This window comes from Enterobacter cloacae complex sp. P14RS (assembly GCF_014895895.1).
Classification (GTDB): Bacteria; Pseudomonadota; Gammaproteobacteria; order Enterobacterales; family Enterobacteriaceae; genus Enterobacter; species Enterobacter bugandensis.
Genome location: NZ_JADBQM010000015.1, coordinates 1 through 14,889, shown reverse-complemented (window position 1 = coordinate 14,889; position 14,889 = coordinate 1). Strand labels below are relative to the sequence as shown.

Sequence of the window (14,889 nt, the reverse complement as noted above, 5' to 3'; positions counted from 1 at the left end):
GCATAAGAGGGGCGCAAAAGTATGGATAAGGAATTTCTTAGTGATTCTTAAGATAAATCATCTCGCCTGAAATCGTGTTCCGTATAATTCACCGCTAACCGCAGGACAGCGACTATGCTGAGAGGATATCGGCAGACGAAAAATATTCACCATCAGGATCGATGTACAACTCATGGCACTTTACAGCAAAAAGCTCTCTTTCACCCGACCCATTATGCTCAGCTTCGCGGGGATTCTATGCAGTTTTGCGCTGATCGCGGTCGTGGTAACCCTTTCACAACGAAAGGATTTCCTTGAGGACTATCATAAGATTAATGGCAATTTCACCCATAACCTTGCGGTGAACTACACCGAGTCAATCCTGCGTGAAAACGATTATATCCTGGGCCGCTCCGCGATGTATTTTGCACGCGATGACAGGCTAAACGAGACCCTCAACGTCAACCCGACGCAAGGGCTGCAGATGATGATGCATTTGCAAAACCTGATGCCGACCGTGTCATCCATCTCGCTGGCAGACACGCAGGGACATTATCTGCGCGCCCCGGAAGTGCTCCAGACGGAAAAGAGTAAAACCTTCGATCCCCGGACGCGTCCGTGGTTTGTCGCCCATGCTGAAGCCAGTATATTCAGCCACTACACCCGTCCCTATATGGACTACTTCAACGGTCATCCGACGGTCACACTCTATAAACCGTTAATTTCACCAGAAGGTCGACTTAAAGGTACGATTGCGTTTCATCTCGACTTAACGTCAATGGGCTACACCCTGCGTCAGATGGTCGCCCCTGTTCAGGGGGAATTCTTCGTCGTCGAACGCGATGGCGCCGTCGTGCTGCACCCTGATACGGGTGCGCTTTTCAAACAGTACGTCAGCGAAGCGCTGATGGATAAAATGACCAGCGGCGAAGGCCACCTTTACGATAAGAAAACCGACGCCTGGTATTACTACTACTCATTTACCAATCCAGACTGGTTTGTCATCTACAGGGTCTCTGGCGCAACGCTTACCGATATCACCCGACACGAAACGACGATCGTAGGCTGGGGTTTCGCGCTGGCGGCCATCATTATCATTCTCTTCGGCCTCTATCTGCGTCATGCCTCGCGTACCGTGTTGATGACCATTATCAATGCGATCAAAACGGGCGATGTGAGCCAGGCGCCGCGTCTGGAAGCGATGCTGAGCCGCACCATTCAGTCCAATAAAGAGCGTGAGATGGCGTATGTTCGTCAGGCCACTCACGATGCGCTGACCGGCTGCAAAAACCGCCGTGCGTTCGATAACGATGTGGAGGAATTATTAAATGCCCACCAGCCTTTCGCGATGGCGCTGGTTGATATTGATAACTTCAAGTCAATTAACGACACGTGGGGACACCTGAGCGGCGACATTGTCCTGCGTAACGTGGCGCGCGAAGGGATCCAGATAATGCAGCCCCACCACGTCTCGGTCTATCGCTACGGTGGTGAAGAGTTCGCGGTAATTTTCCAGGCCGAGCAGATCGCTGCCGCATTTTCATTGCTTGACGCATGGCGCACCGCCGTTGAAAGACGCGTATGGCGGGAAGAAAATCTGCACGTCACGTTCAGCGCGGGTCTGGGTGAATGGCATTTCGAACCGCTGGAACAATTTGTAGGTAGCGTTGATAACGCGCTCTACAGTGCTAAAAAGCAGGGAAAAAACCGTATTGTTCGCACTGCCGTCGGCTGACTTTCTCTCTTACTCGAAGAATTGTAACCGGTTTCAGAAAAATGCCGCTTTCTTTGTGATGCCTGACACACAATCGCGGTAAAGCGGTTGTTGAAGCTCTCTGCGCAGGATAATTATCAATAAACACATGTAGATCGAGGCTGATTATGAAGAACATCGTTTTATGCTGTGCAGCGGGAATGTCAACCAGCATGCTGGTTCAACGTATGAAAGATGCCGCGCAGAAAAAAGGGGTTGAAGTCACCATTAAAGCCGTTCCGGTTGCGGAGTTTAAAGACAATATCGCGACGGCCGACATCGTATTGCTGGGGCCACAGGTCAAATACGAGCAGGCTAAACTGCAGGCACAGGCCGACCCGCTGGGTAAAAAGGTCGCGGTGATCGACATGATGGATTACGGCATGATGAAAGGCGATGCCGTACTGGAAAAAGCGCTTAAACTGCTGGAGTCATAATGGAAGACTTAGAAACCACAATCATGGAACTGCTGGTCAACGCCGGTGCGGCCCGCAGTGCGGCCCTGACAGCTCTGCAGATGGCGCGTAAAGGTGAGTTTGACGAAGCTGAAAAAGCAATGGAAGAATCCCGCGAATATGTGAAGCACGCGCATACGATCCAGACGCAGCTTATTGGACTTGACGAAGGGACCGGGAAACTGCCTGTTAACTTGATCACCGTTCATTCTCAGGACCACCTGATGAACGCGATGGTTATTCAGGATCTGGCGGGCGATATGATTGAGCTTTATCGACGCATCCCGCTAGTGAATTGAAGAAATGCAGATATAAAAAAACCCGCCGAGGCGGGTTTTTTATTTACGGCATCAACGATTACTCGTTGTCGGAACCGCCCAGACCTGCGTTCAGCAGTTCTGCCAGGCTCGCGGATGCATCTTCAGCAGTAACCTGCGGTGCTGCTGGCAGTTCGCCCGCTGCGCGACGACGCATACGATCCTGATGGTACGCATAACCGGTACCAGCAGGGATCAGACGACCCACGATGACGTTCTCTTTCAGACCGCGCAGTTCATCACGTTTACCAGCAACAGCGGCTTCGGTCAGGACACGAGTCGTTTCCTGGAACGATGCTGCGGAGATGAAGGACTCGGTTGCCAGAGACGCTTTGGTGATACCCAGCAGATCGCGTGCGAAGGTCGCACCGATTTTGCCGTTCGCTTCCAGATCGCGGTTAGCGATCTTAACGCGTGAGTATTCAACCTGCTCGCCTTCCAGGAAGTCGGAGCTGCCCGCGTTTTCGATGGTTGCTTTACGCAGCATCTGACGAACGATAACTTCGATGTGCTTATCGTTAATCTTAACGCCCTGCAGGCGGTATACGTCCTGTACTTCGTTAACAATGTAACGAGTAACAGCATGCACACCACGCAGACGCAGGATGTCGTGCGGCGCTTCTGGACCGTCGGAAACCACGTCACCACGTTCTACACGTTCGCCTTCGAACACGTTGAGCTGACGCCACTTAGGAATCATCTCTTCGTACGGCTCGCTGCCATCTACTGGTGTGATAACCAGACGGCGCTTACCTTTAGTCTCTTTACCGAAGGAGATGATCCCGCTGATTTCAGCCAGGATTGCAGGCTCTTTCGGACGACGAGCTTCGAACAGGTCCGCAACGCGTGGCAGACCACCGGTGATGTCCTTGGTACCGCCGGATTCCTGAGGAATACGCGCCAGGGTGTCACCAGAGCTGATCTGTACGCCATCTTCCAGCTGTACAATCGCTTTACCTGGCAGGAAGTACTGCGCAGGCATATCGGTACCCGGGATCAGAACGTCGTTACCCTGAGCATCAACGATTTTCAGTGCAGGACGCAGATCTTTACCGCCGGTAGTACGTTCAGCAGAATCCAGAACCACCAGAGAAGACAGACCGGTCAGCTCGTCGGTCTGACGAGTAATGGTCTGGCCGTCGATCATGTCAGTAAAGCGGATGAAACCACTTACTTCGGTGATAACCGGCATGGTGTGTGGATCCCAGTTTGCAACGGTTTCACCGCCGGCAACCTGCTCGCCATCACCTTTCGCCATAACCGCACCGTAAGGCACTTTATAGCTCTCTTTGGTACGACCGAATTCGTCGATCAGCTTCAGCTCGGTGTTACGAGAGGTCACAACCAGCTTGCCTGCGGAGTTAACAACAGACTTCGCGTTGCTGAGCTTGATGCTACCTTTGTTTTTCACCTGAATGCTGGATTCAGCAGCCGCACGAGATGCCGCACCACCGATGTGGAACGTACGCATCGTCAGCTGTGTACCCGGCTCACCGATGGACTGTGCCGCGATAACGCCGATGGCTTCACCTTTGTTGATGATGTGGCCACGCGCCAGGTCACGACCGTAGCAGTGTGCACACACACCAAAGTCGGTGTCACAGGATACAACGGAACGCACTTTCACAGAGTCAACAGAGTTCGCTTCCAGCAGGTCACACCACTGTTCGTGCAGTAGGGTGTTGCGTGGAACCAGAATGTCTGCGGTGCCCGGCTTCAGAATGTCTTCCGCGGTCACACGACCCAGTACGCGATCGCGCAGCGGCTCTTTAACATCACCACCCTCGATAACCGGGGTCATGGTGATACCTTCGAGGGTGCCACAATCGTCTTCGGTCACAACCAGATCCTGCGCAACGTCAACCAGACGACGCGTCAGATAACCGGAGTTCGCTGTCTTCAGTGCGGTATCCGCCAGACCTTTACGCGCACCGTGCGTGGAGATGAAGTACTGGAGTACGTTCAGACCTTCACGGAAGTTCGCGGTGATTGGCGTTTCGATGATGGAGCCATCTGGCTTCGCCATCAGACCACGCATACCTGCCAGCTGACGAATCTGTGCTGCAGAACCACGCGCACCGGAGTCGGCCATCATGTAGATGCTGTTGAAGGAAACCTGCTGCTCTTCGAGGCCGTCACGGTTAATCACGGTTTCGGTTTGCAGGTTATCCATCATCGCTTTGGATACACGATCGTTCGCCGCTGCCCAGATATCGATAACTTTGTTGTAGCGTTCGCCCGCGGTTACCAGACCAGACTGGAACTGCTCCTGGATCTCAGCAACTTCAGCTTCCGCTTCAGAGATGATCTCGTGTTTCTTCTCTGGGATGACCATGTCATCGATACCAACAGATGCACCTGAACGCGCTGCATAAGCAAAGCCGGTGTACATAGTCTGGTCAGCGAAGATAACGGTCGGCTTCAGACCCAGAATGCGGTAACAGGTGTTCAGCATTTTGGAGATCGCTTTCTTGCCCAGCGCCTGGTTGACGATGGAGAAAGGCAGACCTTTCGGTACGATCATCCACAGAATGGCACGGCCAATGGTCGTGTCTTTCAGGCTGGTCTTCGCAACGAATTCGCCGTTTGCATCTTTTTCGTATTCGGTGATACGCACTTTAACGCGCGCATGCAGAGAGGCCAGGCCAGCGCGATAAATACGCTCAGCTTCTTTAGGGCCAGTCAGCACCATGCCTTCGCCTTTGGCGTTAACACAGTCACGGGTCATGTAGTACAGACCCAATACAACGTCCTGAGAAGGAACGATAATTGGTTCACCGTTCGCTGGAGACAGGATGTTGTTGGTAGACATCATTAGCGCACGCGCTTCAAGCTGGGCTTCCAGCGTCAGCGGTACGTGAACAGCCATCTGGTCACCATCGAAGTCGGCGTTATAGGCCGCACAAACCAGCGGGTGCAGCTGGATAGCTTTACCTTCGATCAGGACTGGCTCAAATGCCTGGATACCCAGACGGTGCAGGGTTGGTGCACGGTTCAGCAGTACCGGGTGTTCGCGGATAACTTCGTCCAGGATATCCCAAACGACAGCTTCTTCACGCTCAACCATTTTCTTAGCGGCTTTGATGGTGGTGGCCAGGCCACGCAGCTCCAGCTTGCCGTAGATGAACGGTTTGAACAGCTCCAATGCCATTTTCTTCGGCAGACCGCACTGATGCAGACGCAGGTATGGACCTACGGTGATTACAGAACGACCGGAGTAGTCAACACGCTTACCGAGCAGGTTCTGACGGAAACGACCCTGCTTACCTTTGATCATGTCGGCCAAAGATTTCAGAGGACGCTTGTTAGAACCGGTGATCGCACGACCGCGACGACCGTTATCCAGCAGGGCATCTACCGCTTCCTGCAGCATACGTTTTTCGTTGCGTACGATGATGTCCGGCGCAGCCAGATCCAGCAGACGTTTCAGACGGTTGTTACGGTTGATAACGCGACGATACAGATCGTTCAGATCGGACGTTGCGAAACGACCACCATCCAGCGGAACCAGCGGACGCAGATCTGGCGGCAGAACCGGCAGAACGGTCAGGATCATCCACTCTGGTTTGTTACCAGACTGAACGAACGCTTCCAGCAGTTTGATACGCTTGGTCAGCTTTTTACGCTTGGTTTCGGAGTTGGTTTCGTTCAGCTCTTCACGCAGCTGCTCGCACTCCTGCTCCAGATCCATGCTCTTAAGCAGGGCCTGAATAGCTTCCGCACCCATCTTCGCGTCGAATTCGTCACCGAACTCTTCCAGCGCGTCCAGATACTGCTCTTCAGTCAGGATCTGGTGACGTTCCAGGTTCGTCATCCCGCCTTCGATAACTACATAAGATTCGAAGTACAGAACACGTTCGATATCGCGCAGCGGCATATCCAGCAGCAGACCGATACGGGACGGCAGAGATTTCAGGAACCAGATGTGAGCAGTCGGAGACGCCAGCTCGATGTGGCCCATACGCTCACGGCGTACTTTGGTCTGGGTCACTTCAACGCCGCACTTCTCACAGATCACACCGCGGTGTTTCAGGCGCTTGTACTTACCGCACAGGCACTCGTAGTCTTTTACTGGCCCGAAAATACGCGCACAGAAAAGGCCGTCACGCTCAGGTTTGAACGTACGGTAGTTGATGGTTTCCGGCTTTTTAACTTCACCGAAAGACCATGAACGGATCATGTCTGGCGAAGCCAGAGCAATTTTGATCGCATCAAACTCTTCGGTTTTAGTCTGCGCTTTCAGAAACTTTAATAAATCTTTCACGGATTTGCTCCCGTCGGAGTTAGCACAATCCGGTGCCGGGGGTTAACCCGGCACCAGTGACCTGTTTGAGCGAGAATTACTCGTCTTCCAGTTCGATGTTGATACCCAGCGAACGAATCTCTTTCAACAGTACGTTGAAGGATTCTGGCATGCCTGGTTCCATCTGATGGTTGCCGTCCACGATGTTTTTATACATCTTGGTACGACCGTTAACGTCATCAGACTTAACGGTGAGCATTTCCTGCAGGGTGTATGCCGCGCCGTATGCTTCCAGCGCCCACACTTCCATCTCCCCGAAGCGCTGACCACCGAACTGTGCCTTACCACCCAGCGGCTGCTGAGTAACCAGGCTGTAAGAACCGGTAGAACGAGCGTGCATCTTGTCGTCGACCAGGTGGTTCAGTTTCAGCATGTACATGTAACCTACGGTTACCGGACGTTCGAACTGTTCACCGGTACGGCCGTCAAACAGCGTAATCTGACCAGACGTTGGCAGACCACCCAGTTGCAGCAGCTCTTTAATTTCAGCTTCTTTTGCACCGTCGAATACCGGCGTTGCAATTGGCATACCTTTGCGCAGGTTCTCTGCCAGACGCAGCACTTCTTCATCGCTGAAGGTGTTCAGGTCGACTTTCTGACGCACGTCGGTACCCAGATCGTAGGCACGCTGGATGAATTCGCGCAGTTTCGCGACTTCCTGCTGCTGTTTCAGCATGGCGTTAATCTTGTCGCCAATACCTTTCGCAGCCATACCCAGGTGAGTTTCCAGGATCTGACCAATGTTCATACGAGACGGTACGCCCAGTGGGTTCAGTACGATATCTACCGGCGTACCGTTAGCATCGTGCGGCATATCTTCGATCGGGTTGATCTTAGAGATAACACCCTTGTTACCGTGACGACCTGCCATCTTATCACCAGGCTGGATCTGTCGTTTAACGGCCAGATACACCTTAACAATCTTCAGCACGCCTGGTGCCAGATCGTCGCCCTGAGTGATTTTACGGCGTTTCGCTTCGAGTTTTTTCTCGAACTCGTGTTTCAGTTCGTCATACTGCTCAGCCAGCTGTTCCAGCTGATTTTGTTTCTCTTCGTCGGTCAGGCCGAGTTCCAGCCAGCGATCGCGTGGCAGTTTGTCGAGCTTCTCAGCTTCAACGCCACCGGCAACCAGCACCGCATAGATACGGCTGAACAGACCTGCTTCGAGGATCTGCAGTTCTTCAGACAGGTCTTTCTTAGCCTGTTTGAGCTGCATCTCTTCGATTTCCAGCGCACGCTTATCTTTCTCAACGCCATCACGAGTGAAGACCTGAACGTCGATAACCGTACCGGAAACACCGTTTGGTACGCGCAGAGAAGAGTCTTTAACGTCAGACGCTTTCTCACCGAAGATAGCACGCAGCAGTTTCTCTTCTGGGGTCAGCTGGGTTTCACCTTTCGGCGTCACCTTACCTACCAGAATATCGCCGCCGGTCACTTCCGCACCGATGTAAACAATACCGGATTCATCCAGCTTGGAGAGCGCAGCTTCACCCACGTTAGGGATGTCGGCAGTGATCTCTTCTGGCCCCAGCTTGGTGTCACGGGACACACAGGCCAGTTCCTGAATGTGGATGGTGGTGAAACGATCTTCCTGAACCACACGCTCGGAGACGAGGATGGAGTCTTCGAAGTTGTAACCGTTCCACGGCATGAACGCTACGCGCATGTTCTGACCGAGCGCCAGTTCACCGAGGTCGGTGGACGGACCGTCTGCCAGCACGTCGCCGCGCTCAACTGGCTCACCCAGAGATACGCAAGGCATCTGGTTGATACAGGTGTTCTGGTTAGAACGGGTGTATTTGGTCAGGTTGTAGATGTCGATACCCGCTTCGCCCGGATACATCTCGTCTTCGTTAACTTTGATAACGATACGGGATGCGTCAACGTACTGAACGGTACCGCCACGCTTAGCAACTGCAGTAACACCGGAGTCAACGGCAACAGCACGTTCCATACCGGTACCAACCAGCGGCTTATCAGCACGCAGAGTTGGAACGGCCTGACGTTGCATGTTCGCACCCATCAATGCACGGTTGGCGTCATCGTGTTCCAGGAACGGGATCAGGGACGCACCGACGGATACCACCTGCTGGGTGGATACGTCCATGTAGTCAACCTGGTCGCGGCTGAACAAGCTGGATTCGCCTTTGCTACGGCAGGTAACCAGATCTTCTACAAAGTGGCCTTCGTCATCCAGGTTGGAGTTCGCCTGAGCGATAACGTAGTTGCCTTCTTCGATAGCAGACAGGTAATGAATTTCGTCGGTAACCACACCGTCGGTCACTTTACGATACGGGGTCTCAAGGAAACCGTATTCGTTTGTCTGTGCGTACACGGACAGGGAGTTGATCAGACCGATGTTTGGACCTTCAGGCGTTTCAATTGGACATACGCGACCGTAGTGAGTCGGGTGTACGTCTCGAACTTCAAAGCCTGCACGTTCACGGGTCAGACCGCCTGGGCCGAGTGCAGAGATACGACGTTTGTGCGTGATCTCAGACAGCGGGTTGTTCTGGTCCATGAACTGAGACAGCTGGCTGGAACCAAAGAACTCTTTCACTGCTGCAGAAATCGGCTTGGCGTTGATCATATCCTGAGGCATCAGGGTATCCAGATCGCCCAGAGACAGACGCTCTTTCACCGCACGCTCTACACGTACCAGGCCAACGCGGAACTGGTTTTCCGCCATTTCGCCTACGGAACGGATACGACGGTTGCCGAGGTGGTCGATATCGTCCACTTCGCCTTTACCGTTACGGATATCGATGAGCTTCTTCATCACTTCGATGATGTCGTCTTTGCTCAGGATACCGGAACCTTCGATCTCGTCGCGCAGCAGAGAACGGTTGAACTTCATACGACCTACCGCGGACAGATCGTAGCGGTCTTCGGAGAAGAACAGGTTCTCGAACAGGCTTTCAGCCGCTTCGCGAGTTGGTGGCTCACCAGGACGCATCATGCGGTAGATTTCTACCAGCGCGCTCAGACGATCGTTGGTTGGGTCGACGCGTACAGTCTCAGAGATGTACGGACCGTGGTCCAGATCGTTGGTGAACAGCGTTTCGATACGTTTGTGGCCAGACTGGCTCAGCTTAGCCAGCAGATCCAGGCTCAGCTCCATGTTCGCCGGGCAGATCAGCTCGCCAGTTGATTCATCAACGTAATCTTTCGCGGCTACTTTTCCTGCAATGTATTCAACCGGAACTTCGATGTGTTTGATATCATCTTTTTCCAGCTGGCGGATGTGGCGCGCGGTGATACGGCGACCTTTTTCCACATACACTTTGCCGTCGGCTTCGATGTCGAACGACGCGGTCTCACCACGCAGACGTTCCGGCACCAGCTCCATCTGCAGCTTGTTGTCGCGGATTTCAAAGATCACTTTCTCAAAGAACAGGTCCAGGATCTGCTCAGTGGTATAGTTCAGTGCACGCAGAATGATGGTTGCAGGCAGTTTACGACGACGGTCGATACGGACAAACAGGTTGTCTTTTGGATCGAACTCGAAGTCCAGCCATGAACCACGGTAAGGAATGATGCGTGCGTTATACAGTACTTTACCGGAAGAGTGTGTTTTACCTTTATCGCTGTCGAAGAAGACGCCCGGGCTACGATGCAGCTGGGAAACGATAACACGCTCAGTACCGTTGATAACGAAAGTACCGTTGTCCGTCATGAGTGGAATCTCACCCATGTAGACTTCTTGTTCTTTAATGTCTTTTACGGTGCCTTCCGGCGCTTCGCGCTCGTAGATCACCAGACGCAGTTTTACGCGCAGCGGTGCGGAATAGGTCACGCCACGGATCTGACATTCCTGAACGTCAAACACCGGTTCGCCAAGGCGGTAGCTGACGTACTGCAGCTCGGAGTTACCGCTGTAGCTCTGAATCGGGAACACGGAACGGAAGGCTGCTTCCAGACCGTACTGCCCTTCAGGATCTTGCTCGATAAACTTCTGGAACGAGTCAAGCTGGATAGAAAGGAGATATGGAATGTCCAGAACTTGTGGACGTTTACCAAAATCCTTACGAATACGTTTTTTCTCGGTATAGGAGTAAACCATAGGGTTCCTCAGCTCGCTGACAAGTCGACCCATCTGTCCGACGAAGGGACAGTTTGTGCAACACCATTTTGTGGACCGGAAAATTGAATACTTTCCGCAATACCTGTTGCTATCACGCTTAAACCATTTCATTGCGATTTACACAGAGCGAGCACCCTGTCGCAGTATATTAAGTCGTCGATAGAAACAAGCATTGTCAGGACAATCAGCAGTCAAACAGTGTGAAATGCTACTGATGCCTTACAGCGCAAAAAGGCTGGTGACTAAAAAGTCACCAGCCATCAGCCTAATTACTTAGGCTGCAACCAGAAAAGTTGGCTTATTTAACTTCAACTTCAGCGCCAGCTTCTTCCAGAGATTTTTTCAGTGCTTCTGCGTCGTCTTTGCTCACGCCTTCTTTCAGCGCAGCTGGAGCAGATTCTACCAGGTCTTTAGCTTCTTTCAGACCCAGGCCAGTTGCGCCACGTACTGCTTTGATAACAGCAACTTTGTTCGCGCCAGCAGCTTTCAGAATTACGTCGAATTCAGTTTTTTCTTCAGCAGCTTCAGCCGGGCCAGCAGCTACAGCTACAGCAGCAGCAGCAGAAACACCGAATTTTTCTTCCATTGCAGATACCAGCTCTACAACGTCCATTACGGACATAGCTGCAACTGCTTCAATGATTTGATCTTTAGTGATAGACATTTAAATTGTTCCTGAAAATCAGAATAAGTTTATACGTAAGCAAATGCTTTATAAAGATAACTGCGATTAAGCAGCTTCTTTCGCATCGCGTACAGCAGCCAGAGTGCGAACCAGTTTGCCAGCCGCAGCTTCTTTCATGGTTGCCATCAGGCGTGCAATTGCTTCTTCGTAGGTCGGCAGGGTTGCCAGGCGATCGATTTGCGATGCCGGGATCAACTCACCTTCAAAGGCTGCAGCTTTGACCTCAAATTTTGCATTCGCTTTCGCGAACTCTTTGAACAGACGAGCAGCAGCGCCCGGGTGTTCCATAGAGTATGCAATCAGGGTCGGACCAACAAACGTGTCTTTCAGGCACTCGAACTGAGTACCTTCAACTACGCGACGCAGCAGGGTGTTACGAACAACACGCATGTATACGCCAGCTTCACGACCTGCTTTACGCAGTTCAGTCATTTTGTCTACAGTAACGCCACGGGAATCCGCAACTACTGCAGACAGCGCGCCTTTGGCTACTTCGCTGACTTCAGCAACAATCGCTTGTTTGTCTTGAAGATTTAAAGCCATTAGCTTTGCTCCTGGATGTTTGCCGGAACTCATGTTCCGGAACTCACTTCACTCAACCCAACGGGAAGAGCGTCTTAATACGGTGAGCAGAAACAAGCCAGAGTATTAAAAATAATCTTAGCGTTCTGTCACCGTCTACGCAGGGGATTAAGTTTCTTGCGAAACACCTGCGGTCTTCGACGGAGGCCTGGATAGGCCAGGCTCCAACGAACAAATCTTTTAGCCGCTAACTTTCGTTAGCAAACGTGGGGGTAAGATTGTAGACAAAATCACCGCCCACGTAAAGGCATTAGTTTGCAGCAGCGCTCAGGCCAGCCTGGTCAACTGCAACACCTGCACCCATGGTGGTGGAGATGCTAACTTTCTTGATGTACACGCCTTTCGCCTGAGTTGGTTTAGCTTTTTTCAGCGCAACCAGCAGAGCTTCCAGGTTTTCTTTCAGTTTGTCAGCGTCAAAGTCCACTTTACCGATGGTGGTGTGGATGATGCCGTTTTTGTCGTTACGGTAACGAACCTGACCTGCTTTAGCGTTCTTAACCGCTTCAGCAACGTTAGGGGTTACAGTACCCACTTTCGGGTTTGGCATCAGGCCGCGTGGACCCAGAACCTGGCCCAGCTGGCCAACAACGCGCATTGCATCTGGAGAAGCAATAACAACGTCAAAGTTCATTTCGCCTTTCTTGATCTGATCAGCCAGATCTTCCATACCTACCAGTTCAGCGCCGGCAGCTTTAGCAGCTTCAGCGTTTGCACCCTGAGCAAATACAGCTACGCGAACGGAACGGCCAGTACCGTGTGGCAGTACAGTTGCGCCACGAACGTTCTGATCGGATTTACGAGCATCGATGCCCAGGTTAACGGCAACGTCAACGCTTTCAACGAACTTAGCAGTCGCCAGTTCTTTCAGCAGAGCAATAGCTTCGTTGATGTCGTACTGTTTGGTCGCATCAACTTTGTCACGGATCACGGACATGCGCTTGGTCAGTTTAGCCATTTCTTAGTCCTCCACTACCAGGCCCATGGAACGTGCAGTACCTTCGATGGAGCGAGTCATCGCTTCAATGTCGGCACCAGTCATGTCGGCAGCTTTGGTCTGCGCGATTTCCTGCAGCTGAGCGCGGGAAATTTTACCCACTTTGTCTTTGTTCGGTTTACCGGAACCAGACTTGATACCAGCCGCTTTCTTCAGCAGAACTGCTGCTGGAGGGGTTTTGGTAACGAAAGTGAAAGAACGGTCAGCGTAAACAGTGATTACGACTGGGATTGGCAGACCTTTTTCCAGGGATTCAGTTTTTGCGTTGAACGCTTTACAGAATTCCATGATGTTCACACCCTGCTGACCCAGAGCTGGACCAACTGGTGGACTTGGGTTCGCCATACCAGCTGCAACCTGCAGCTTGACGTAGGCTTGTACTTTCTTAGCCATTCTAAAATCCTCTGATTGGGTAATAGCGCCTCAGGGAGGCTCCCCGTGAATAAAATTCGTTTTACGGGCCGGGACCCATAAAAACAAAAGGCGCGAAATTGTATTCCAATCCCGCGCCTTGTGCAACGATTAAATCGTCGCTTTTTTGATCGCTGCTTAGGCTTTTTCTACCTGGGCAAAGTCCAGCTCTACCGGGGTCGCACGACCGAAGATAGAAACAGAAACTTTCAGGCGGGACTTCTCATAGTCCACTTCTTCAACCACGCCATTAAAGTCAGCAAACGGACCGTCATTAACACGAACCATTTCACCCGGTTCAAACAGCGTTTTCGGACGCGGCTTATCACCCACCTGCTGCAGGCGGTTCATAATCGCATCAACTTCTTTGTCGCTGATTGGCGCCGGACGGTCAGACGTGCCGCCGATAAAGCCCATCACACGCGGCACGCTGCGCACCAGGTGCCAGCTCGCGTCGTTCATAACCATCTGAACCAGCACGTAACCCGGGAAGAATTTGCGCTCGCTTTTGCGACGCTGGCCGCCACGGATCTCAACCACTTCTTCGGTCGGAACCATAACTTCGCCAAACAACTCTTCCATGTTGTGTAATTTGATATGCTCACGCAGCGACGTTGCTACGCGGCCTTCAAAACCGGAAAACGCCTGAACGACGTACCAGCGCTTTTTAGGGGCTTCAGACATCTCAGAACCTCAGGCCAGTGATAAAGGATACCAGGCGAACCAGAATACCATCCAGTCCCCACAGGATCAGTGACATTACAGCGGTTACCGCCGCTACGATCAGCGTGGTATGCAATGTTTCCTGGCGAGTCGGCCAAATGACCTTGCGGACTTCGGTACGCGCTTCGCGGGCAAACGCAACGGTCGCTTTGCCTTTTGTCGTCAACAGCGCGACACCACCCGCCGCAGCAATCAGAATTACCACTGCAAGCGCGCGTAGCGGCAGCATCATGTCACGATAAAGATAGTTGCCGACAATCGCCACAATCAGCAGCACGGCTACAACTACCCATTTCATCGCTTCCAGGCCGCGCCCGCTCCCTTGAGCTTCGGTATTCGCACTCATAAACCAACCTGTCAGAAGTATTCTACAAACATTTTCACCCCGCGAGTGCGAGGCAAACCAATCGAAATGCTATTCGCTTTTCGTATTATACGCTCTCCGCAGAGCCTGTCTCAGCAATGATTATGACAAAATTAATCACTGATGAGCCAGGTTCTGATGTGAAAGCGTGCAAAAAGGGCATCAAATGATGCCCTTTTATTGCGCATTGCGTCAAATGTTATCAGCGATTAGCCGAGAACTTTAGCAACAACGCC

Annotated in this window: 11 protein-coding genes; 3 read left to right on the top strand and 8 right to left on the bottom strand. The window is 52.2% G+C overall.

From position 1 onward, the window contains the following. Window positions 1–172: 172 nt before the first annotated feature. From IM295_RS13555 to IM295_RS13545, 3 genes are all read left to right on the top strand, one after another. Window positions 173–1,714, top strand: coding sequence for a sensor domain-containing diguanylate cyclase (locus tag IM295_RS13555; RefSeq protein WP_045261303.1), 1,542 nt, complete (start codon window positions 173–175; stop codon window positions 1,712–1,714). A gap of 146 nt (window positions 1,715–1,860) precedes the next feature. Continuing rightward, window positions 1,861–2,169, top strand: a complete 309-nt coding sequence (locus IM295_RS13550) for a PTS sugar transporter subunit IIB (protein WP_010425948.1) — start codon at window positions 1,861–1,863, stop codon at window positions 2,167–2,169. After that, complete coding sequence (locus IM295_RS13545) at window positions 2,169–2,486, top strand: PTS lactose/cellobiose transporter subunit IIA (RefSeq protein ID WP_008503455.1); 318 nt, start codon at window positions 2,169–2,171, stop codon at window positions 2,484–2,486. Before IM295_RS13550 ends, IM295_RS13545 begins: the two co-directional genes overlap by 1 nt. A gap of 58 nt (window positions 2,487–2,544) precedes the next feature. On the opposite strand, the gene rpoC is transcribed toward IM295_RS13545, so the two are convergent. The 8 genes from rpoC to secE all read right to left on the bottom strand — a co-directional run bounded on the left by rpoC (window position 2,545) and on the right by secE (window position 14,635). Continuing rightward, window positions 2,545–6,768: a DNA-directed RNA polymerase subunit beta' gene (gene rpoC, locus IM295_RS13540; protein WP_193066817.1), complete on the bottom strand. Its 4,224-nt coding sequence runs from the start codon at window positions 6,766–6,768 to the stop codon at window positions 2,545–2,547. 76 nt (window positions 6,769–6,844) lie between these two features. Then, complete coding sequence (gene rpoB / locus IM295_RS13535; protein ID WP_015569976.1) at window positions 6,845–10,873, bottom strand: DNA-directed RNA polymerase subunit beta; 4,029 nt, start codon at window positions 10,871–10,873, stop codon at window positions 6,845–6,847. A 319-nt stretch (window positions 10,874–11,192) separates the two neighbouring features. After that, window positions 11,193–11,558, bottom strand: a complete 366-nt coding sequence (gene rplL / locus IM295_RS13530) for a 50S ribosomal protein L7/L12 (RefSeq protein WP_002445276.1) — start codon at window positions 11,556–11,558, stop codon at window positions 11,193–11,195. A 66-nt stretch (window positions 11,559–11,624) separates the two neighbouring features. Then, complete coding sequence (rplJ, locus tag IM295_RS13525) at window positions 11,625–12,122, bottom strand: 50S ribosomal protein L10 (protein ID WP_003862338.1); 498 nt, start codon at window positions 12,120–12,122, stop codon at window positions 11,625–11,627. 289 nt (window positions 12,123–12,411) lie between these two features. Next, the gene (gene rplA / locus IM295_RS13520) at window positions 12,412–13,116 is read right to left on the bottom strand and encodes a 50S ribosomal protein L1 (protein ID WP_006810530.1); all 705 of its coding nucleotides are present in this window, start codon (window positions 13,114–13,116) and stop codon (window positions 12,412–12,414) included. Window positions 13,117–13,119: 3 nt separating this feature from the next. Further along, window positions 13,120–13,548, bottom strand: a complete 429-nt coding sequence (gene rplK, locus IM295_RS13515) for a 50S ribosomal protein L11 (RefSeq protein WP_008503452.1) — start codon at window positions 13,546–13,548, stop codon at window positions 13,120–13,122. Window positions 13,549–13,704: 156 nt separating this feature from the next. Continuing rightward, the gene (gene nusG / locus IM295_RS13510) at window positions 13,705–14,250 is read right to left on the bottom strand and encodes a transcription termination/antitermination protein NusG (protein WP_003862341.1); all 546 of its coding nucleotides are present in this window, start codon (window positions 14,248–14,250) and stop codon (window positions 13,705–13,707) included. 1 nt (window position 14,251) lies between these two features. Next, window positions 14,252–14,635: a preprotein translocase subunit SecE gene (gene secE, locus IM295_RS13505; RefSeq protein WP_003862342.1), complete on the bottom strand. Its 384-nt coding sequence runs from the start codon at window positions 14,633–14,635 to the stop codon at window positions 14,252–14,254. Between the last annotated feature and the right edge of the window lie 254 nt (window positions 14,636–14,889).

What these genes read in the sequence shown, in the direction of transcription:
- IM295_RS13550 (WP_010425948.1), top strand. Translation starts at nt 1,861, where the DNA reads ATGAAGAACATCGTTTTATGCTGTGCAGCGGGAATGTCAACCAGCATG.
- secE (WP_003862342.1), bottom strand. Translation starts at nt 14,635, where the DNA reads ATGAGTGCGAATACCGAAGCTCAAGGGAGCGGGCGCGGCCTGGAAGCG.
- nusG (WP_003862341.1), bottom strand. Translation starts at nt 14,250, where the DNA reads ATGTCTGAAGCCCCTAAAAAGCGCTGGTACGTCGTTCAGGCGTTTTCC.
- rplL (WP_002445276.1), bottom strand. Translation starts at nt 11,558, where the DNA reads ATGTCTATCACTAAAGATCAAATCATTGAAGCAGTTGCAGCTATGTCC.
- rplJ (WP_003862338.1), bottom strand. Translation starts at nt 12,122, where the DNA reads ATGGCTTTAAATCTTCAAGACAAACAAGCGATTGTTGCTGAAGTCAGC.
- rplK (WP_008503452.1), bottom strand. Translation starts at nt 13,548, where the DNA reads ATGGCTAAGAAAGTACAAGCCTACGTCAAGCTGCAGGTTGCAGCTGGT.
- rpoB (WP_015569976.1), bottom strand. Translation starts at nt 10,873, where the DNA reads ATGGTTTACTCCTATACCGAGAAAAAACGTATTCGTAAGGATTTTGGT.
- rplA (WP_006810530.1), bottom strand. Translation starts at nt 13,116, where the DNA reads ATGGCTAAACTGACCAAGCGCATGTCCGTGATCCGTGACAAAGTTGAT.
- IM295_RS13545 (WP_008503455.1), top strand. Translation starts at nt 2,169, where the DNA reads ATGGAAGACTTAGAAACCACAATCATGGAACTGCTGGTCAACGCCGGT.
- IM295_RS13555 (WP_045261303.1), top strand. Translation starts at nt 173, where the DNA reads ATGGCACTTTACAGCAAAAAGCTCTCTTTCACCCGACCCATTATGCTC.